16 protein-coding genes and 3 tRNA genes are annotated in these 18,906 nt (G+C 60.8%); 9 read left to right on the forward strand and 10 right to left on the reverse strand.

Annotation, left to right across the window (positions count from 1 at the left end; all coding sequences use genetic code 11):
- The first annotated feature begins 445 nt into the window (after positions 1 to 445).
- The 3 genes from HMPREF2765_RS00860 to HMPREF2765_RS00870 all read left to right on the forward strand — a co-directional run bounded on the left by HMPREF2765_RS00860 (position 446) and on the right by HMPREF2765_RS00870 (position 702).
- Positions 446 to 517 (forward strand) — tRNA-Thr (locus HMPREF2765_RS00860).
- A gap of 38 nt (positions 518 to 555) precedes the next feature.
- Positions 556 to 629 (forward strand) — tRNA-Met (locus HMPREF2765_RS00865).
- A gap of 1 nt (position 630) precedes the next feature.
- A tRNA-Thr gene (locus tag HMPREF2765_RS00870) sits at positions 631 to 702 on the forward strand.
- 161 nt (positions 703 to 863) lie between these two features.
- Here HMPREF2765_RS00870 and HMPREF2765_RS00875 read toward each other — a convergent pair.
- Positions 864 to 1,865 (reverse strand): LLM class flavin-dependent oxidoreductase, encoded by a 1,002-nt coding sequence (locus HMPREF2765_RS00875; RefSeq protein ID WP_005504823.1) that lies wholly within the window; start codon positions 1,863 to 1,865, stop codon positions 864 to 866.
- A gap of 194 nt (positions 1,866 to 2,059) precedes the next feature.
- On the opposite strand from HMPREF2765_RS00875, the gene HMPREF2765_RS00880 reads away from it, so the two are divergent.
- From HMPREF2765_RS00880 to HMPREF2765_RS00890, 3 genes are all read left to right on the forward strand, one after another.
- The gene (locus HMPREF2765_RS00880; RefSeq protein WP_005504824.1) at positions 2,060 to 2,512 is read left to right on the forward strand and encodes a MaoC family dehydratase N-terminal domain-containing protein; all 453 of its coding nucleotides are present in this window, start codon (positions 2,060 to 2,062) and stop codon (positions 2,510 to 2,512) included.
- On the forward strand, positions 2,512 to 2,973 hold the full coding sequence (locus tag HMPREF2765_RS00885) for a MaoC family dehydratase (protein WP_005508334.1): 462 nt from the start codon (positions 2,512 to 2,514) through the stop codon (positions 2,971 to 2,973). Before HMPREF2765_RS00880 ends, HMPREF2765_RS00885 begins: the two co-directional genes overlap by 1 nt.
- Positions 2,974 to 3,220: 247 nt before the next feature.
- The gene (locus HMPREF2765_RS00890) at positions 3,221 to 4,327 is read left to right on the forward strand and encodes a UDP-N-acetylmuramate dehydrogenase (RefSeq protein WP_005504826.1); all 1,107 of its coding nucleotides are present in this window, start codon (positions 3,221 to 3,223) and stop codon (positions 4,325 to 4,327) included.
- A 117-nt stretch (positions 4,328 to 4,444) separates the two neighbouring features.
- Here the strand turns inward: HMPREF2765_RS00890 and HMPREF2765_RS00895 are convergent, their stop codons facing one another.
- Together HMPREF2765_RS00895 and HMPREF2765_RS00900 are read right to left on the reverse strand one after the other, a co-directional pair.
- The gene (locus HMPREF2765_RS00895; RefSeq protein WP_049341075.1) at positions 4,445 to 5,404 is read right to left on the reverse strand and encodes a hypothetical protein; all 960 of its coding nucleotides are present in this window, start codon (positions 5,402 to 5,404) and stop codon (positions 4,445 to 4,447) included.
- Between the two features lie 133 nt (positions 5,405 to 5,537).
- A complete protein-coding gene (locus tag HMPREF2765_RS00900) occupies positions 5,538 to 6,965 on the reverse strand; it encodes an MFS transporter (RefSeq protein WP_070604058.1) in 1,428 nt (475 codons plus the stop codon).
- A 215-nt stretch (positions 6,966 to 7,180) separates the two neighbouring features.
- On the opposite strand from HMPREF2765_RS00900, the gene HMPREF2765_RS00905 reads away from it, so the two are divergent.
- Positions 7,181 to 7,570 (forward strand): PGPGW domain-containing protein, encoded by a 390-nt coding sequence (locus HMPREF2765_RS00905; RefSeq protein WP_070604059.1) that lies wholly within the window; start codon positions 7,181 to 7,183, stop codon positions 7,568 to 7,570.
- 110 nt (positions 7,571 to 7,680) lie between these two features.
- On the opposite strand, the gene asd is transcribed toward HMPREF2765_RS00905, so the two are convergent.
- The 7 genes from asd to HMPREF2765_RS00940 all read right to left on the reverse strand — a co-directional run bounded on the left by asd (position 7,681) and on the right by HMPREF2765_RS00940 (position 16,258).
- Entirely contained in the window at positions 7,681 to 8,820 is a 1,140-nt protein-coding gene (gene asd / locus HMPREF2765_RS00910; RefSeq protein ID WP_070604060.1) for an aspartate-semialdehyde dehydrogenase, read from the reverse strand.
- A 209-nt stretch (positions 8,821 to 9,029) separates the two neighbouring features.
- Positions 9,030 to 9,680 (reverse strand): dihydrofolate reductase, encoded by a 651-nt coding sequence (locus tag HMPREF2765_RS00915; protein ID WP_070604061.1) that lies wholly within the window; start codon positions 9,678 to 9,680, stop codon positions 9,030 to 9,032.
- A 22-nt stretch (positions 9,681 to 9,702) separates the two neighbouring features.
- Positions 9,703 to 10,584 (reverse strand): thymidylate synthase, encoded by an 882-nt coding sequence (locus HMPREF2765_RS00920; protein ID WP_005508344.1) that lies wholly within the window; start codon positions 10,582 to 10,584, stop codon positions 9,703 to 9,705.
- 153 nt (positions 10,585 to 10,737) lie between these two features.
- The gene (locus tag HMPREF2765_RS00925) at positions 10,738 to 11,745 is read right to left on the reverse strand and encodes an NUDIX hydrolase (protein WP_070604062.1); all 1,008 of its coding nucleotides are present in this window, start codon (positions 11,743 to 11,745) and stop codon (positions 10,738 to 10,740) included.
- 250 nt (positions 11,746 to 11,995) lie between these two features.
- Positions 11,996 to 14,269: an RNA degradosome polyphosphate kinase gene (locus tag HMPREF2765_RS00930; protein WP_080973383.1), complete on the reverse strand. Its 2,274-nt coding sequence runs from the start codon at positions 14,267 to 14,269 to the stop codon at positions 11,996 to 11,998.
- A 66-nt stretch (positions 14,270 to 14,335) separates the two neighbouring features.
- A complete protein-coding gene (gene mshD / locus HMPREF2765_RS00935; protein ID WP_049353363.1) occupies positions 14,336 to 15,400 on the reverse strand; it encodes a mycothiol synthase in 1,065 nt (354 codons plus the stop codon).
- A 180-nt stretch (positions 15,401 to 15,580) separates the two neighbouring features.
- On the reverse strand, positions 15,581 to 16,258 hold the full coding sequence (locus HMPREF2765_RS00940; RefSeq protein WP_080976712.1) for a winged helix-turn-helix transcriptional regulator: 678 nt from the start codon (positions 16,256 to 16,258) through the stop codon (positions 15,581 to 15,583).
- A gap of 633 nt (positions 16,259 to 16,891) precedes the next feature.
- On the opposite strand from HMPREF2765_RS00940, the gene HMPREF2765_RS00945 reads away from it, so the two are divergent.
- On the forward strand, positions 16,892 to 17,581 hold the full coding sequence (locus HMPREF2765_RS00945; RefSeq protein ID WP_049349557.1) for a nitrobindin family protein: 690 nt from the start codon (positions 16,892 to 16,894) through the stop codon (positions 17,579 to 17,581).
- Positions 17,582 to 17,659: 78 nt separating this feature from the next.
- The gene (locus HMPREF2765_RS00950; RefSeq protein WP_070604063.1) at positions 17,660 to 18,895 is read left to right on the forward strand and encodes a CAF17-like 4Fe-4S cluster assembly/insertion protein YgfZ; all 1,236 of its coding nucleotides are present in this window, start codon (positions 17,660 to 17,662) and stop codon (positions 18,893 to 18,895) included.
- The last annotated feature ends 11 nt before the right edge of the window (positions 18,896 to 18,906 follow it).

Consider the following 18,906-nt stretch of genomic DNA (forward strand, 5'->3'; position numbering starts at 1 on the left):
TAACCGTGACGGTGGCCGTGACTTCGGCGGTGACCGCGACTTCAAGCGTCGTGACTTCGGTGGTCGCGACTTCGGTGGCCGTGATAATCGTCGCGATGGCGGCTACCGCGGTAACCGTGACGGTGGCCGTGACTTCGGCGGCCGCGGCAAGCGCTACTAAGATTTCGGCTAAGCCTGAATCTGCGATATGAGGGGCTTGCTGAGGCTATCGGCTAGCAGCCTTGTCATCTGCATATGATTCAAAGACCGGCAGGGGAGTGATGAGCTCTCCTGCCGGTCTTTATGTATTTGTGTGTTGATGTGTTTGCATCAGCTGTTGTGGTGATACCTGGTCAATGCTGGGCTCTCATGCGGCAGTGTGGAGAGCGGATAAGCATAAATGTGGCGTATGCCATAGCTTCTCCGCTTGCGAGCATTCGTGAAGACCTGTATAGTTTTACCTGTTGCCCCGATAGCTCAGTGGTAGAGCGCCATCTTGGTAAGATGGAGGTCCCGGGATCGATTCCCGGTCGGGGCTCTCTCATTAATTCATGCGAGAGCACGTATTAATGATGTGGCGGTGTAGCTCAGCTGGTTAGAGCGCACGACTCATAATCGTGAGGTCGACGGATCGAGCCCGTCCACCGCTACGCCCCGATAGCTCAGTGGTAGAGCGCCATCTTGGTAAGATGGAGGTCCCGGGATCGATTCCCGGTCGGGGCTCAGATAAGCCTGTCTCTTCGGAGGCAGGCTTTTTTGTTTTACCTATTTTGTTTGCCTAAAGCCCGGTCTGCAGGCGCTTAGTGCACGGGCTCTATACCGGATATAGCAAAGCCCCCGAGAAAAATACTCGGGGGCTTCATCTTTATGCTCTGATCGAAGCGTTAGGAGGCGCGGCGCACCACCGGCAGCTGGGACAGCAGCTCGTAGGAGCGCAGACGGTCCTCGTGCTCCCACGCCTCGGTCATGACGATGAGCTCGTCAGCGCCCGTGCGCGCCACCAGGTCCTCAATACGAGCCTGTGCGGTGGCGGGGGAGCCTACGATTGCTTCGGCGGTCATGCGTTCAATGTGCATCTTCTCCGCGTCGGTCCAGACGGCGTCCATATCTTCCACGGGAGGTGCGAAAGACAGATTGCCGCGCACCACGCCCAGGAAATGCTGCTGCTGGGTCGTGTACAGGTAGCGTGCTCGCTCGTCGGTATCGGCGAGCATTGCGGTTGCACCCACCATGACGTAGGGCTGTTCCAGGTGCTCGGAGGGCTTGAAGTTTGCGCGGTAGGTGTCTACCGCCTCCTGCAGCATTGCGGGCGCAAAATGCGAAGCGAACGCGTAGGGCAGACCCAGCTGTGCGGCAAGCTGCGCACCGAACAGGGAAGAACCCAGAATGTACAGGGGCACCTTCGAGCCCTGGCCGGGAATGGCGTGCACGCGGTGCATGGGGGAGGGCTCGCCCAGGAAGCGCTGCAGCTGCTGCACCTCGGCGGGGAAGCTCATGGCGGCAGAATCGTCGCGGCGCAGAGCGGCGGCGGTCATCGGGTCGGTGCCGGGCGCACGGCCCACACCCAGGTCAATACGGCCGGGGTGGAATGCGTTGAGGGTACCGAACTGCTCCGCCACCACGTAGGGTGCGTGGTTGGGGAGCATAATGCCGCCCGAACCCACGCGAATACGCTCGGTTGCGGCAGCGATCTCCGCCATGACCACGACGGTCGCCGAGGACAGCAGGGAGCCGGCATTGTGGTGCTCGGCGACCCAGAAACGCTCGTAGCCGTAGGACTCAGCCGCGCGGGCGGCATCGATGGTGTTGAGCATGGTCTGGTGCTGGCTCTGGTCGGGGCGGTGCGGCATCAGGTCAAGCACCGAAATTTTTACGTTGGAAGACATAACTTTTCCTTCTGAAATAGATTGCGGGTACCCGTCCAGCCTACGCCTGCTTGGGCTGGATGGGTAGGGGCCTTCGCTAGCAGGTAAAAATGCGACGAAATACTGCACGCCTGCACGCCGGTTACCTGTACAGTGGTCTGTCCACTCTGTGCGTTTGAGCTGAACACTGTGCACAAGAACGGTAGACTGAAATCATGAGCATTAACCCTGAGATTGTGGGCAGGGTCTACCCGTCCGAGAACACCTACGTTGTCGGTCGCGAAAAGATCCGCGAATTTGCCCGAGCAGTTCACGCAGAAAACCCCCTCCACCACGACGTTGAGGCAGCCCGCGCGGCAGGGTACGCAGATGTGATTGCCCCGCCGACCTTCGCCATTATCCTGGCGCAGGCAGCTGACGCGGCACTCATCAACGACGATTCCGCCGGTATTGATTTCTCCCGCGTGGTGCACGCCGACCAGCGCTTCACCCATCACCGCCCCATTGTTGCCGGTGATGAGCTGCGCACCGAAGTTCACGTGGACTCCGTGCGCGTGATGGGTGCCGGCGCAATGCTGACCACCCGCGAAGAAATCGTTGACGCGCAGGGCGAGCCGGTCACCACCTGCATCTCTTCCCTGCTGGTTCGTGCTGAGGAGGAAAACTAATGGTGCGTTTTGAAGACCTTGAAAAGGGCCAGGACATCGGTTCGCGTACCGTGGAGCTCTCCCGCGCCTCGCTGGTGCGTTACGCTGGCGCATCCGGTGACTTCAACCCGATTCACTGGAACGAGCGCTTCGCTCAGTCGGTGGGCCTGTCCGGCGTAATCGCTCACGGCATGCTGACCATGGGTACCGCAGTGCAGCTTGTGAGCGACTGGGTAGGCGACCCCGGTGCGATTGTGGACTACCAGACTCGATTCACCAAGCCCGTTCCCGTGGCGGATGCACCCGGCGGCGAAAACCCCGACACCCCCACGAACGCCCTGACCATCAGCGGTAAGGTGGGCGCCCTGAATGAGGAAGAGCGCACCGCCCGCATTGACCTGACCGTCACCGCTCGTGATGAGGAAGGCAAGGAACAGAAGGTTCTGATGAAGAGCCAGGCTGTGGTTCGTCTCTCGGCATAGATTTTTCTGTGCGGGTAGATAACCGCGTGAAAGTAGCTATGTGAAAGCCCTGGTGCTACCGCGATGCGGTGGTGCCGGGGCTTTTGCATGCTCGGCTGTGTGTTCGGCTGCGCGCTCGCCGGCGGGTGGTGGCGCTTCTTTTGTGTGGGAGGCGCGCCGGAAAATGAAGGCAAAATCACCATAAGGTTTTTGTGACTTTAACGCGTGGCGGGTGTTGACCCCGCACAACGACCGGTATTCTTAACCTATGACTGAAAAGCTGTTGAGCGAACTGACCACCGCCCAGGTAGGCGGCCCCGCTAAGACCTACGTCCGCGCCACCTCCGAAGCAGAAATTATCGAAGCAGTCTCCGCTGCAGACGCCGCAGGCGAACCCGTCCTCATCGTGGGCGGCGGCTCCAACCTGCTGGTTTCCGACGAAGGCTTCAACGGAACCGTCGTACACATCGCCTCCGAAGGCGTAGAGGTCCTGCCCATCCCCGCATGCGGCGGCGCGAACGTGCGCGTGCAGGCGGGCACCATCTGGGACGACTTCGTGAAGCTCAGCATCGAGAACGAATGGGTTGGCCCCGCGGCTCTCTCCGGCATTCCCGGCACCGTGGGTGCAACCCCCGTGCAGAACGTCGGCGCATACGGCGTTGAGGTGGGCGAGTTCATCGCCTCCGTACGCACCTGGGACCGCGAAAAGAACACTCGGAAGACCTTCGCGAGCGCAGACCTGCGCTTCGGCTACCGCGACTCGGTGCTCAAGCGCGCAACCGTCAACGGCTCGCCCCGCTACGTGGTGCTGACCGTTGATTTCCAGTTCACCCTCGGTAGCCTGTCCTCCCCGATTCGTTACGCTGAGCTGGCGAGGAGCCTGGGCGTTGAGCCCGGTCAGCGCGCCGAATCCGCTCTGGTACGCCAGAAGGTGCTGGAGCTGCGTGGCTCCAAGGGCATGGTGCTCAACCCCGAGGACCGTGATACCTTCTCCACCGGTTCCTTCTTCACCAACCCGATCGTTCCGCGCTCGACCCTGGATTCCCTGCCGGAGGGCGCCCCGAACTTCCCAGTGGTCGTGAAGACTTCCCCGTTCACCGCGGGTGTCGAGGATTCCGATCATGTGAAGCTCTCGGCTGCCTGGCTGATTCAGCACGCAGGTTTCGAGAAGGGCTTCGGTCTGGAGGGTGAGTCCCGCGAGATTGCTCAGGGCCGTGCGAGCTTGTCGACCAAGCACACCCTGGCGATTACGAACCGCGGCGGCGCATCCGCTGAGGATATCTTCGCTATCGCCCGCGCTGTGCGTGACGGCGTGCGTGAACGTTTCGGCGTGACCCTGGTGCCTGAGCCTGTCGTGGTCAACGGCGAAATCTAAACGCTTAACTTCTCGCCTTTCGTAGCGCTAGGACGCATAGAATAAACGCTTCAGAATAAACGCTTCGGGCGGTCTCTGATAAAGAGGCCGCCCGAAGCGTTGTATTGACCCGCTGAGCTAGTGGCGAGGGGAGGAGATACGTGCCTGCCCCGGCAGGTAGGGCCTGCGCTTGGGCGCTGTGCGCGTTGCAGCCAGCGGAGCGGCAGGCAGGTGCTCCATCAGCACCTGAATCGCCAGGGGAAGCTTCTGAGGCGGGCAGGGGGCGTGGAAAATCGGCTTGTGGCGCGTGGGACGGTACGGGTAGTATTCCGCGTCCTCGCTGTGGGACCAGACGAGATTTCCAAACTCGCCGGGAACGGGGGAGAGCACGTTGGCGTAGTAGGCGCGCGTCTGCAGGTCGGCACGCTCGGAGGTGCCGGTAGATACGCCGCTGGGTACGCGGTCTTGCTCGATGATGAGGGCGCGGACCATGCCGCCTACGGTGCTGATCGCGTTTACGTGTAGGGCGAGCAAATCCCCGTCCTTGTGGTCGACCTGTACCTGCCCGTCCGCGAGGATTCGGGTGCCCATCGTGATGCTGCTGGCGACTCCTTCGCAGAGGGCGCGGATGAGCGCCATGCGTGCCGGGTAGGGGTCTGCGATATCCCAGCCGATGAGGGCGGGCGCGGCGGAAATGCCGGCGTATTCCTCGCAGGATTCGTAGGAGGCGACGTCCACGTAGCCGCGGGCGATGGGCTCACGGTCGTAGGGGCGGCCGTCGCGCTGCTCCCAGAAGCTGAGGGCGGTTGCGGTGAAGACAGCTTGGCCGTCGCGTACGGCGACGGTGAACATAAAGTCCTGCGGGTAGCCGTTCTTAGTGCGCGGGCGCAGGGTGATTGCGCGGGTATATTCGTTGAATTCCTCGGGCCAGTCCAAGTAGTAGCTCATTTTTGCCCCGTCGCCACGGTGCACGGTGAGTTCGCCCGGTAGCAGCATGGCTTCGGGCACGCCGCCGGCGCGTTCTGTGGCGTAGTGTTCGCTCACGGGCCAGGGGCTGAACTCTGTGCGGTAGGGGTTGGAGAGGAAGGAATCGAGCATAGAACGTATCCTCTCATAGTTTGAGGTTGTGGCGCACGGTTAGAGGGCTTAAATGACAAATGGGCTGTCCCTTCTGATTGCTCGGAAAGAGCGTTCAGGAGGGACAGCTCATATTGTATGGCGTGCCGCTCGTTTAGAGGGATTCGCCGCGGCGTTCAGGGAGGAAGAACACGGTGGTTGCCGCTACCAGGAACGCGGTGGAGAAGAGCGCAAAGAGTAGCGGGGTTCCACCGAATGCGACCAGCGGCGGCACAATGAGCGGTGCCGCGATGGAGGCGATACGACCGATACCGGCGGCGGCACCGGTGCCGGTTCCGCGCAGGTGGGTCGGGAAGATTTCCGGGCTCAGGGCGTAGAGGGCACCCCACGCACCCAGGTTGAAGAAGGAGAGCATGCATCCGGCGAGGATGATGAATACCTCGGCGTGCGCCATGCCGTAGCCAGCCGCCGCCAGCGCGGAGCCGAGAAGGAAGGTCGCCAGGGTTGCGCGTCGGCCCCACTTTTCGATGAGGTAGGCGGCGACCGCGTAGCCGGGCAGCTGGGCAAGGGTCATGATGAGCGTGAACGCGAAGGACTTCACGAGGCTGAATCCCTGGGCGTTCAATAGTGCCGGAATCCAGATGAACGCGCCGTAGTAGGAGAGGTTGATGCAGAACCAGATGACGCACAGGGCGATGGTCTTACGGCGCTGACCTGCAGCCCAGATAGAGTGAATCTTCGCGGATTCTGCGTTGTCGGCGCTTTCAGCCGCGCCGTGTACGGAAGTGTCTTCGGTCTGCTTCTTATTGGTTCGGGAGAAGAGCGCAGGGGACGCCTCGAAACGTTCAACAATCTGGCGTGCCTGATCGTGCTTGCCGACTGACTCCAGGAAGCGCACCGACTCGGGGGTGCCCATACGGATCACGAGCGAGTAGATGGCGGGAATCAGACCGATGGCAAGTGCCCAGCGCCAGCCGTTCGCCTGCGGAACGATGAAGGTGCCGATGAGAGCGGCGAGGATCCAGCCCAGAGCCCAGAAAGCCTCCAAAGCGACCACGACGCGGCCGCGAATAGCGCGCGGCGAGAACTCAGAAATCAGGGTGGATGCCACGGGAAGTTCCGCTCCCAGACCCAGACCGACCAAGAAACGGAAGACGAGTAGTACACCCAGGGAGGTTGCCAGGGCGGAGGCGCCGGTCGCCAGACCGTACACCAGCAGGGTGAGGGCGAAGATGTAGCGGCGGCCGAGCTTATCGGCGAGTAGACCGCCGAAGGTTGCGCCGAGCGCCATGCCGACGAATCCGATGGATCCGAGCCAGGAGGCTTCGGTGGGGCTGAGCTGCCATTCCTTGATGAGTGCCGCCATGACGAAGGAGATGAGGCCGACGTCCATGGCGTCCAGCGCCCAGCCGAGACCCGAGATACCCAGGAGCTTGCCGTGGGCGCGGGTGAAGGGCAGGTTTTCGAGGCGTTCGTTGAGAGTCGGGGCGGCGTTGCGTTCAGTAGCGGGCACAGAGGTACCAGCGGGTGCAGCAGGGTTGGTGCGGGGTGAGTCCGTTGATGCGGGACGTGAGGAGGACACGGTAGTGGGTCGCTTCCTTAGTGTTTAGGCGTAGTGCCGGGCGAATTGTTCCTTTACAGTGTATAAAGGTACTTTCGACTTGAACACTATTGAAACGAAAAAATTTTGAAGATGACGGAAAAATCTCAACATGAAGAAATCTTTCACAGCCGTCGCCCAGCGGTAGGTGCTATTCTCTAACCACCGCCGCCCGGTGAAACTCACCTACGGCACGTTTGGAAGGACCAACCCTGAAAACCCTCGAAGATGAAGTCAAGGAAAGCGAAACCAGTCGTTTCCACCGCTGGCTCGAAGCCCGCAAGGAGCGCATGCACGCGCATCCGGTCATGCGTCATCTCTACAAGCCCCTCGTCATCGGCGTGGGCGCCTTCTGCTTTATCGCCGGACTGATTATGCTCGTCACCCCCGGCCCCGGCTGGCTGTTCATCTTCATCGGCCTGGGAATTTGGGGTACTGAATTCACCTGGGCACGCCGCGCCAATATTTTCATGAAGCACGTGGTGCTCACCGCTTGGTACCGCTACCGCGCCTGGCGACAGCAACGTAAGGAACGCAAAGCCGCACGCAAGGCAGAACGTAAGGCGGCTACCGCAAACCAGCGCTAACCCAGCCCGCGCTAATCCGGTCCGCGCAAGCTATACGCAGACATAAAAAGCCCCCGCACCCATCCGATAAGAATGGGAGCGAGGGCTTTTGTCTAGCTCGTCAGTAAGCTTTAGAGCTTGCCAATAGCAATCTGCAGCATGCGGCGAATCGGCTCAGCAGCACCCCACAGCAGCTGGTCACCCACGGTGAACGCGCTAATGTACTCGGGGCCCATCGCGAGCTTACGCACGCGACCAACCGGAATTTCCAGAGAACCGGAAGCAGCCACGGGGGTCAGCTGCTCCATGGAAGCCTCACGCTCGTTCGGCACGAAGCGAACCCAGGGGTTGTCCTCAGCGATGATGCGCTCAATCTCTTCGAGCGGCAGATCCTTCTTGAGCTTGATGGTCAGCGCCTGAGAGTGCGAGCGCATCGCAGCGATACGGACGCACAGACCGTCCATAGTGATCTTGTTATCGTCGGAACGGCCCAGAATCTTGTTGGTCTCAACCTCAGCCTTCCACTCTTCACGAGACTGGCCGTTACCCAGATCCGAGTCGATCCAAGGAATCAGGGAGCCTGCGAGCGGCACACCGAACTGGGAGGAATCCAGCTCACCGGAGCGCTGCTTAGCAAGGATCTTGCGGTCGATGTCCAGAATTGCGGATGCGGGGTCGTTCAGCTCCTCAGAGACCTCGTTGCCCAGGTCGCGGAACTGTGCGAGCACCTCGCGCATGTGGCGGGCGCCGCCGCCGGACGCTGCCTGGTAGGTCATGGAGGTTGCCCACTCGACCAGGTCGTTCTTGAAGAGGCCACCCAGACCCATCAGCAGGCAGGAGACGGTGCAGTTACCGCCGACAAAGTCCTTCACGCCGGATGCCAGGCCGCGGTCGATGACGTCGCGGTTGATGGGGTCCAGCACGATGATGGAGTCATCGTTCATGCGCAGGGTGGAAGCGGCGTCAATCCACAGGCCGTCCCAGCCGGCTGCACGCAGCTTCGGGTGCACAGCCTCGGTGTAGCTACCGCCCTGAGCGGTCACAATAATCGAGTGCTTACGCAGCTCATCAATGTCGTATGCGTCCTTCAGCTCGGACGGCTCAATTACGCCGTCGAAGGTGGGCGCAGCGCCACCAACATTAGAGGTAGTGAAGAAGATGGGGGTAATGCCCTCGAAGTCGCCTTCCTCAACCATGCGCTTCATGAGGACGGAGCCCACCATGCCGCGCCAGCCAACAAAACCTACAGAGTCACCGGGATTAAAGTTCATGGTTCCCAGTGTACTCTCAGGCTGGCGGGTGCGGACTAACACCGTACAAAAAATTTGATATTCGGAACGGAATACCGTGTGAAGAGGCGGGGTTTATTACCGGGGCACCGGGAGGCGCATTAAACACTCAAGCCCGCGATACTCCGGGTGGAGCAGCCGCAGGCTTGAAATGCATGTCTATATCAGCGAGTGAATGAGGGAAGCTTGAACTAGATACGTTCGAGCCGCTGGAACGAGAAGTACATGGGGTTCTTCGTGCCCGACTCATCGAGCAGGTAACCCTTCTCGCTATTCTCCCATGCACTCTCGGAGGTGACCCGCCAGCACCCGTTTGGTGAGCTGCCCTCGCAACTGCCCGCAGAATTTGCAAGCTGCAGTTCGGGCGCTCGCGTATCGCCGGTAATCTCGTTACCTTCCTGGCAGTAGAAGTGGGTCCGCTCCACCGTCTTCACCCGACCGAAGGCGGGCAGATCGGTGCGGGAGAGCGCCTCCGCGTAGACGGAGCCGCCACCAATAATCCAAGCATCAACCGCAGCGGTATCTGCGGGGCTAGCTTCGACCGGCGCGCCCGCAGCGTCACGAGCCGCGTACAGCGCCGCATCCAGCGAAGGAACCCACAGGGCACCATCGCGTTCTTCCGCCTCGGTAACCGAACGGCTAATCACAATATTCGTACGGCCCGGCAGGGGGCGAAAACGCGGCGGGAACGACTCCCAGGTGCGGCGACCCATAATCACCGGAGCGCCCAGCGTCACCTTCTTGAAGTGCACCAAATCCTCCGGCGCGTACCAGGGCATATCCCCGTCACGACCAATGATGCCGGCATCAGTTTGAGCCCAAATAGCGCCCAGACGAAACATCATGCCTCCTCGTTACCTGCAATTAGACCGCAATCGGGGCGGCAATACCGGGGTGGTGCTTGTAATCCACCAGCTCAAAGTCTTCATACTCGTAATCGAAAATAGAAGGCTTCTTCGTCTTAATGACCAGCTTCGGGTACGGGTACGGCTCACGCGGCGGGTAGGGGTTACCCTCCGGGTCGGTGCCGTAACCCAGCTGCTTCTTCACCTGCTCCAGGTGGTTCGAGTAGATGTGGCAGTCGCCGCCGGTCCACACGAACTCGCCCGGCTCCATGCCTACCTCCTGCGCAATCAGGTAGGTCAGCAGCGCGTACGAGGCGATGTTGAAGGGCACGCCCAGGAACATGTCCGCGCTACGCTGGTACAGCTGGCAGGACAGCTCCTTCACACCGTCCGCGCGTTCGTGCACGTAGAACTGGAAGAGTGCGTGGCAGGGCGGAAGCGCCATATTGTCCACCTCGGCAGGGTTCCACGCCGACACAATATGACGGCGCGAGCCCGGGTTATTCTTCAACGAATCAATAACCTTCGCAATCTGGTCAATCGTGCCACCATCGGGGGTCGGCCACGAACGCCACTGCACGCCGTACACCGGACCCAAATCGCCGTTCTCATCAGCCCACTCATCCCAAATGGTCACGCCGCGCTCCTGCAACCAACGCACATTCGAGGAACCGCGCAAGAACCACAGCAGCTCAATGGCAACAGACTTGAAGTGCACGCGCTTGGTGGTAATCAGCGGGAACGACTCACGCAGGTCAAAACGCATCTGACGGCCAAACACGCCGAAAGTGCCGGTGCCGGTACGGTCGGAACGCTGCGCATCCGCCGCGATGGCGTCCTTGTTCTCCTCGAGGATTTCGCGCAGAAGATCTTCGTAAGGGGTGGGGATTGCGTGAGTCATAAGAAAAACCTTGAATCCTGTTAGTAGACGTGAGAGACGGCCACAAATCAACCGCCCCTCTATTGTAAAACCCTCGAACGGGCGCAGGTAGAGCAAACGCGCTGAGCATAAAGCCCAGCGCGCTCACCGTTAGAAGATCAAAGTATATGGATGTTAGTCCAGAGCCGCGCGTACTCGCTCCACCGAGACAATACGCGGGTTATCGCCCTCGGTCACCTGCAGAACCAGGGCATCGCCAGGCTCCAGGTACGGGTCCTCAGCCGGAAGAACCTCCGCGGAGCCCTCCAACAGGTACTCGCGCAGAACATCCATCACCTGGGGCAGCACCGGGCGGTGAGTGCACAGCAGGGACGAAGAATCCTTATCGAACAGTGACGCCACGGTGCGGGCAGTACGTGCCGGGTGACGCTGAGCGCCCGCCTCCGATAGGGACTTCTTCTCCTTCACCGACACACCATAATCCACCGAGTACGGGGTCACGGTCTGAACGCAACGCAGCCACGGGGAAGAAATAATACGGCTCGGAGCCCACGCCGCAAAGAGACGGCTAGAGGCCAACGCCTGACGCTTGCCGGTCGCCGCGAGCGGACGGTCATCCTCAGCAGCAGCCCAGTTCGAACGAGGCTTAGCCTTCGCATGGCGGGCAATGAGAATCGGGCGGGTGCGCAGCGCATCCGCCTCAGCCAGAGCCTCCAGGGATTCCAGGGGTGCCAGGTCATCCTGGTTAGTCAGCAGCGCGCGAGCCACATCGGTGGTCACCCAGCGCAGCTCATCCACTTCACCCTCATCCGCCAGGGCGCGGGAGCCTTCCGGAAGCTCAGCAGACCAGTAAAAAACATCCTTGGGACGACCGCCCACCGGGTAGGAAGTCACCGCCAGGGGCACACCCAGAACAACCTGCAGACCGACCTCTTCGCGAATCTCACGAATAGCGGTCTCAGCCAGGGACTCGCCCGGATCCTGCTTGCCCTTAGGCCAGGACCAGTCATCATAGCGGGGGCGGTGAATAATCAGAACCTCAAGCGCACCATCGCGCATGCGCCAAATCAGTGCGCCAGAAGCAACAATATCCGCAGTGTTCGCGGGGGCGCGGTCAATGCTGTTGACCGCGTCAAAACGTCGTGCCGAGTAGTAGATGGAGGGGGAATCCAGCGGTGCCATATCTCTCTCTGATCCTCTTCGCTAGGCTGCGCACAATGCCAGAGGGCACCATGCTCCGCGTCTAATTGTAGGGGAGAGAAGCGTCAAGTTGTAATCTCAATGTAACCTGTTGTTCACTTTTGCGCTAAGTGCACTAGTCCACCCCAAGATTTTGCACGACACGCGGCAAACCCCGCCTGCCCCACGCCATAAAGCGCGAGAACAGACGGGGTTCACAACCAGAAATCACCGGTAGGTCAGCGGTACTTCCTTAGACCTTATCCACCACGTTCTTACGGGAACGCGAGCTCAGGTAGTACGACTGCACATCCTGCAGCGGGTTGCCCTGATCGTCGGTGTCGTGGCGGGTCCAGTTACCCTCAGAATCCAGGTGCCAAGTACGCGAAGAATCACTCATGTAGATGGTGAACATATCACGCAGATACTTCACGTGGCGCGGATCCTTCACCGGTACCAGAGCCTCAATACGGCGGTCAAGGTTACGGTGCATCATGTCGGCAGAGCCAATGTAGACAATCGGATCGCCACCATTCTCAAAAGCAAACACGCGCGAGTGCTCCAAGAAACGACCCAGCACAGAACGGACGCGAATATTCTCGCTCAGACCCTTAACGCCCGGGCGTAGAGCGCAAATACCGCGAACCACCACATCCACCGGCACACCAGCCTGCGATGCGCGGTACAGCGAATCGATGACGGCCTCATCGACCATGGAGTTGCACTTAATCTGAATCTTCGCCGGACGGCCAGCCTTGTGGTTCTCAATCTCCTGATCGATGCACTCAATCAGGCCGCTACGCAGAGTACGCGGCGCCACCAGTAGCGACTGGTAGTTAGTCTTCGGTGCGTAACCAGACAGCTGGTTGAACAGGCGGGAGACATCCTCACAAATCTGCTCGTCACAGGTAATCAGACCCAAATCCTCGTAGAAACGAGCCGTCGACGGGTGGTAGTTACCGGTACCAATGTGCGCGTAACGGCGCAGATGGTTACCCTCGCGGCGCACCACCAACGACAGCTTGCAGTGAGTCTTCAAACCCACGATGCCGTACACCACGTGCACGCCAGCGCGCTCCAGCTTACGAGCCCACGAGATGTTGGCTTCCTCATCAAAGCGAGCCTTAATCTCGACCAGCGCCACAACCTGCTTGCCCGCCTCAGCCGCCTCAATCAGCGCATCCACGATGGGGGAGTCGCCACTGGTGCGGTACAGGGTCTGCTTAATCGCCTGAACGCGCGGGTCGGCGGCAGCCTGAGCCAGGAACGCCTGCACACTGGTTGCGAAGGAGTCGTACGGGTGGTGCAGCAGCACGTCGTGGTCGCGGGCGGCAGCGAACACATCCGCAGCCTTCGCGGTCTCGGTGGCGTTGAGCCAACGGGAAGTGTGCGCAATGTGCTTGGGGTAGTGCAGCGCCGGACGGTTCGCACGAACAATCGCACTCATACCGCGCAGATCCAGCGGAGCCGGCAGGCGGTACACCTCAGACTCATCAATGTTCAGCTCAGAAATCAGCAGATCCAGGATGGTCGGGTTGATGGTGTCCTCAACCTCCAGACGGACCGGAGGACCGAAACGACGGCGCAGAAGCTCCTTCTCCAGAGCCTTTAGCAGGTTCTCTGCATCGTCCTCTTCCACCTCAAGATCCTCATTACGGGTCACGCGGAAGACGTGGTGCTCCACAACCTCCATGCCAGGGAAGAGAGTGTCCAGGTGCTCAGCAATGATGTCTTCCAGAGCAATGTAGCGGCTCTCGCGGCCCGCAGTGTTGGCGGCGCGGGAACCATCCACAGAGACCATACGGTCCAGCTGATCGGGCACCTTCACGCGCGCGAACAGCTCCTTGCCGGTCTGAGGGTTACGCACCAGCACCGCAAGGTTCAGCGATAGACCCGAAATGTAGGGGAAGGGGTGCGCCGGGTCAACCGCCAGCGGAGTCAGAATCGGGAAAATATCGCGCATGAAATCCTGACGCAGACGCTGCTTAGCGTCCGCATCCAGGTCGTTCCAACCCACGATACGGATGTTCTGCTCCTCCAGAGCCGGTAGCACCTGGTTGTGGAACACATCAGCGTGACGAGCCTGCAGCTGGTGGGCGCGTTCAGCAATCTCTTCCATCTGTTCCTCGGGGCTCAGGCCGGCAGCCGAAGGAACCGCCAGACCGGTCGCAATGCGACGCTTCAGACCCGCCACACGCACCATGAAGAACTCGTCCAGGTTAGACGCCACAATCGACAGGAAGTTCAGACGCTCCAGCAGGAACAGGTTCGGGTCCTCCGCCAGCTCCAGCACGCGGGTGTTGAAATCCAACCAGCTGCTCTCACGGTCGAAGAAACGCTCCGGGCCGAACTCCTCTTCCAGACTGAAGTAGGAGCGCTTCTCACCCTTCTCAATGCGGTCACCGCGAGAATCGGCGCGCTCAATCTTCGAAATATCGTGGCCAATGTGAATGACACCGGTCATGGGCGCAGGCTCAGACGGCTTGGGCTTAGGCGCCTTATTCAGGCCATTGGGGGCGGGTACCATACTGTACTTGCCTTTCTGATCGGGGATAAGTCGTGAAGAAGCACGCCAACTGTGGCGCACCAAAAACTAGGCGGCGGGCGCGTCCTGCTGGGCGGGGGCGTACATGCGGTCAACCGTCGCCACGCCGAAACCCAACGAAGTGTATAGGGAATATGCGGTGGTGTTATCGGCGTCCACGTACAGGTCGATGGCGCGCAGCGGCTCGCCGTTCTCGTCCTCAGCGCATGCGAGGTACGCCAGCGCACGCAGGGTGAGGGTTCGGCCCAGGCCGCCTCCCTGAGCCTGTGGGTTCACACCCACCACGTAAATCTCGCCGGAGGGTGACAGCTCGCTCTGCTCCTGACCGGTCGGGATCTTCGTCCAGGTGAACGCCGCAATGGCGGAGTCATCCTCAACCTCGGAGGCGATGAAGAAACCCTCGGGACGGAACCAGGGGGAGCCGGTGCGCTCGCGCAAATCGGCAAGGGTGAGCTTGCCCTGCTCCGGGTGGTGCGCAAAAGCGGCGGCGTTCACGCGAAGCCAGGGGAATTCGTCTGCGCCGGTGAAGGTGCGCATGCGCAGGTTCTCCGGCAGAGTGCGCGCATCGGAGCGTTCCACAAGCTCTTCGCGGGTCTGCGCGTCCAGGGGCAGAACCATCTTGTACAGCACACGCACCGGCTCGAAACCGTGCAGGGTTGCAAACGCGTGGGCGGGGCTTTCAATACCGGTGTCGGTGGCGCTACCGTGAACCCAGAGGCGGTAGCGGGTCGCGTCATCGCCCAGCTGGCGGACGGCGTGGTCGAAGAATGCGCTACCTACGCCTTGTCCGCGGTATTCGGGGGCGACGGCTGCCTCAATCACGCCGGTGTCTTCGTCGTTGGCGGGGGTGAGCGCCACAAAGACGGCAGCGAGGGTGCCGTTATCCTCGGCGACAAAGAAACGCGGAGGGGTCAGGGTGCTTTCGCGGAGTGCCTTACTCAGCTCAATGCGGGTCTGCTCAGAGAACGCCGAGACGCCGTCATGGCGGGCAACCTTCTGCGCGAAGGAATCGAAGCGTTCCAGCAGCTCTTCGGTGAGCTGCGGTTCTGCGTAGACCGGGGTGCTTGCAGTGGACAGGGTGGAGGAATCGGGTGTCTGGTTGTGTACCATCATCGCCTTCTTTCGTAGCCTTCTGATTCAACTCTACCGGGGATAGTTGCTCTTTGGAGAGTTTGTTCTCCGTCCTGGGCGAATATGACAAGAACCGGAACATTTACGCATTCTGGTACTCGGTGCAGTACCGGGGCAACTGGCAGAGTGGGTACACCAATTGAGTGGTTGGCGCCGCGAAATTTAGCGGGTGCTATTGAAGGAATACCCCACATTACGCACGGTCGAAATCATCTGCTCGTACTCGGTGCCGAGCTTGGAACGCAGACGACGCACGTGCACATCCACGGTACGGGTGCCGCCGTAGTAGGAGTCGTAACCCCACACTTCGGAGAGCAACTGGGCGCGGGAGAAGACCCGTCCGGGGTGCTGCGCCATGAATTTGAGCAGTTCAAACTCTTTGAAGGTCAGGTTCAGTGCGGTACCGGAAAGATGCGCGGAGTACGCCTGGGCGTCAATCACGAGGTTGCCTGCGCGTATCACTCGTTCCTGCTGGTTTTCTTCTTCGGTGGTTGCTTCCCTTTTGATGGCAAGACGCAGACGCGCATCCATTTCGGAAGGGGAGGCCTGGTCAGAGACAATATCGTCCACCTGCCAGGAGGCGGCAACAGCAGCCATGCCACCTTCGTTCAGGAGTGCGATGAGCGGCAGTTGCACACCTGCGGCGCGCAGTAGCTGGGCGCAGTGGCGTGCTTTGACGAGGGCGGTGCGGGCATCGACCATGAGCAGGTCGAATGTCTCGGTTTCGAGAGCCGTATGGGCGGTGTCGAGGGGGAAAACGTGTACCTTGTGGCTGAGTAGACTCAGCGAGGGGATCATATCCTGCGCGGCGGTATCGCTCAGAAGCGCAATACGGTACACACCCTCTCCTTTCCCATGTATTTCCCTTGTAAAACTTTTGGCTCTTTCTAGTGTACTCGCCAGGCTGTGACGCGGCTGTGGGCGCCGGTGTAGACCGGGCCGAATATCGTATTCCGGACTGTTCGTACAGGCTTCTCAGCTGGCTATGATGGGGCACCTACCCGGATTCTGCGGGGCTAATATCTTGCTGGCGCCGGGTGGGGCGTATGCCTGTTGAGAATCGTGCTGTTCACTATGTTTCTGCCGCTGATTCTCGCCCTTTCGGGGCGGGTCTATGGTAGGTTTAAGGCATGGAAAACAATCTTATGGCTCTTGAAGCTCTCTTCATGTCGCTGATGGCTATCATCTCCGTGTGCATCGGTATCGGTGCATTCGCAGTGTTGCGTGGCCTCTTCAGCGGACAGAAGTAGTCTTCCCGCACAGAGCAGAAGCATCGCCCACACAGGGCTTTAGGCGGTCGTACGGTTCGTACCGCCTCGCCAATGGCGGCGTGAACCCCCACCCGGTCCCCTCCGGTTGGGGGTTTTCTTTATGCTGCCCGCCGTACCGTTTACTCTGCAGACGGCGGTGCTACCCCGTGCCGTGAGCGAACGAACAGGCTACTGTTGTACGCAGGATACTAAAATGGAAGGTATGGCTATTGAAATCCCTACCAACCTAACCCCTGAACTTGTTCCCTTCGCATGGTTGCTCGGCACCTGGGAAGGCACCGGAACCATGTGGTACGAAGGCCAGGAAAACACCCCCTTCGGCCAGATTATTACTTTTGAGCAGGATGGTCTGCCCTTCATTGAATACCGCGCTGAGTCTTTCCTGCTCGATGACGAGGGTCAGAAGCTGCGCCCCATCACCGTTGAAACCGGTTTCTGGCAGATTGACCGCCCCCTCACCGACGCTGACGGCGGCTTCGGTATCGTCCCCAAGGACGTTGTTCCCGCCTTCGCTGACGCGGCAAGCGTAGAGACTCTCCGCAACGCCGACGACGGCTTCTCCCTGCTGGCAACCATTGCGCACCCCGGCGGTATTAGCGAAAACTACGTGGGCATGGTTAAGGGTCCGGTCATCCGCATGCAGACCGGCAACCTACTGCGCGACGACATTTCCCACGAATACGCAGGCTCCGTGCGACTGTGGGGCCTGGTCAACGGCAACCTCATGTGGGACTGGGAGGTCGCAGACGCCGAGGGCAAGCTGCACAAGCACGCCTCCGCTGAACTGCGTAAGACCTCTTCGATGACCGGCGACTCCCTGGGCACTTCGATGTTCGGTTCCCTGGACGGCGAAGAGCCCACCGGCGAGCCCGGCTCTGAGCCCACCGCCTAATAACTAAGCCTAATAACTAACTTGTGTCTGCCCCGCTGGTCGGCGGGGCAGACTCTTTGCGTGAAAGGTGCACCTTCCGTGACTGAATCTTCGATTGAAGCGCCTCAGGCTGAGGCACCCCAGCCCGATGCCTCCCGCCCGGTGAGCCCCCTGCTGAGCCTGCACGGCGCTTTTGCCGCCTCCGGGCTGGATGCCGGCGTCGCCGCACACTACGGCAACCCCATGCTGGAGCAGCGCGCCCTCAGCTTCGACCGCTCCGCCGAGGCAAGCGAACCGCTGGTGCTAGTGGATCGCTCCTGCCTGGGCGTAGTGCGCATTGAGGGTGCGGACCGCCAGACCTGGCTGACTTCTATCGCCTCGCAGATTCTGACCGGTATGACCGCCGGGGAGAGCCGCGAGTTCCTGCTGCTTTCCCCTCAGGGCCGCGTGGAGTACGCACCCGCCGCAATTGAAGACGGCGAGGCGCTCTGGCTGATCGTTGAGGGCTACCAGGCTCAGCCGCTGACCGATTACCTAAACCGCATGAAGTTCATGATGCGCGTTGAGGTGCAGAACCTCAGCGACGAGTATGCGGTGCTGGAGAGCGCCCGCAACCCGATCCTGCAGGACGGTTCGGTGCATCCGGCGCTCGCTGAGTGCAAGCCGCTGGTGTGGGAGGACCCTTGGCACACTCCGGCACCGGGTAGCTACCGCTACGATGAGGCGGGCGATGCTCACCCGGGTGCGGACTACGTGCGTTTCTTGAGCATCGTGCCGCGCTCTGTTCTGCCCGCCCTGGCTGAATCTTCGGACGCGCGTTTTGCGGGTCTGTGGGCTGCGGAGGCTCTGCGTATTGAGGCGTGGCGCCCCCGCTATGGCACCGAGGCTGACGATAAGACCATCCCGCAGGAGCTGGATTACACCCGTACGGCGGTGCATTTTGATAAGGGCTGCTACAAGGGGCAGGAGACGGTGGCTCGTGTGCATAACCTGGGCCGCCCGCCGCGCCGCCTGGTGTTCTTGGATATTGACGGTTCGGAGCACACCCTGCCGGCGGCAGGTAGTGAGCTGTTCGTGGAGGGCAAGTCCCGCCCGGTCGGTCGTATTACCTCAGTGGCGTTGCATCACGAGGCGGGCCCGATTGCTCTGGCTGTGATTAAACGCGGCGTTGACCCGCAGGCGCCTTTGCGTGCGGTTGATGGCGGCGATTTCCTGCCCGATGGTTCGCCGGCGCCGGCGACCGAGTACGCGGTGGCTCAGACGACGGTGGTTTCGCCGGAGTCCGGTGAGGTGGCGCGTCGTTCTTTGGCGGGTCAGGACTTCCTGAAGCGCTAGGCGCTCCCCGA

Origin of the sequence: Rothia sp. HMSC062H08 (assembly GCF_001810775.1) — a bacterium.
GTDB lineage: Bacteria > Actinomycetota > Actinomycetes > Actinomycetales > Micrococcaceae > Rothia.

Excerpts from the sequence above, each read along its gene's own strand:
- HMPREF2765_RS00880 (WP_005504824.1), top strand. The coding sequence starts at position 2,060 with ATGAGCATTAACCCTGAGATTGTGGGCAGGGTCTACCCGTCCGAGAAC.
- HMPREF2765_RS00915 (WP_070604061.1), bottom strand. The coding sequence starts at position 9,680 with ATGTTTCGTCTGGGCGCTATTTGGGCTCAAACTGATGCCGGCATCATT.
- mshD (WP_049353363.1), bottom strand. The coding sequence starts at position 15,400 with ATGATGGTACACAACCAGACACCCGATTCCTCCACCCTGTCCACTGCA.
- HMPREF2765_RS00895 (WP_049341075.1), bottom strand. The coding sequence starts at position 5,404 with ATGCTCGATTCCTTCCTCTCCAACCCCTACCGCACAGAGTTCAGCCCC.
- HMPREF2765_RS00945 (WP_049349557.1), top strand. The coding sequence starts at position 16,892 with ATGGCTATTGAAATCCCTACCAACCTAACCCCTGAACTTGTTCCCTTC.
- asd (WP_070604060.1), bottom strand. The coding sequence starts at position 8,820 with ATGAACTTTAATCCCGGTGACTCTGTAGGTTTTGTTGGCTGGCGCGGC.
- HMPREF2765_RS00885 (WP_005508334.1), top strand. The coding sequence starts at position 2,512 with ATGGTGCGTTTTGAAGACCTTGAAAAGGGCCAGGACATCGGTTCGCGT.
- HMPREF2765_RS00920 (WP_005508344.1), bottom strand. The coding sequence starts at position 10,584 with ATGACTCACGCAATCCCCACCCCTTACGAAGATCTTCTGCGCGAAATC.
- HMPREF2765_RS00925 (WP_070604062.1), bottom strand. The coding sequence starts at position 11,745 with ATGGCACCGCTGGATTCCCCCTCCATCTACTACTCGGCACGACGTTTT.
- HMPREF2765_RS00930 (WP_080973383.1), bottom strand. The coding sequence starts at position 14,269 with ATGGTACCCGCCCCCAATGGCCTGAATAAGGCGCCTAAGCCCAAGCCG.
- HMPREF2765_RS00875 (WP_005504823.1), bottom strand. The coding sequence starts at position 1,865 with ATGTCTTCCAACGTAAAAATTTCGGTGCTTGACCTGATGCCGCACCGC.
- HMPREF2765_RS00890 (WP_005504826.1), top strand. The coding sequence starts at position 3,221 with ATGACTGAAAAGCTGTTGAGCGAACTGACCACCGCCCAGGTAGGCGGC.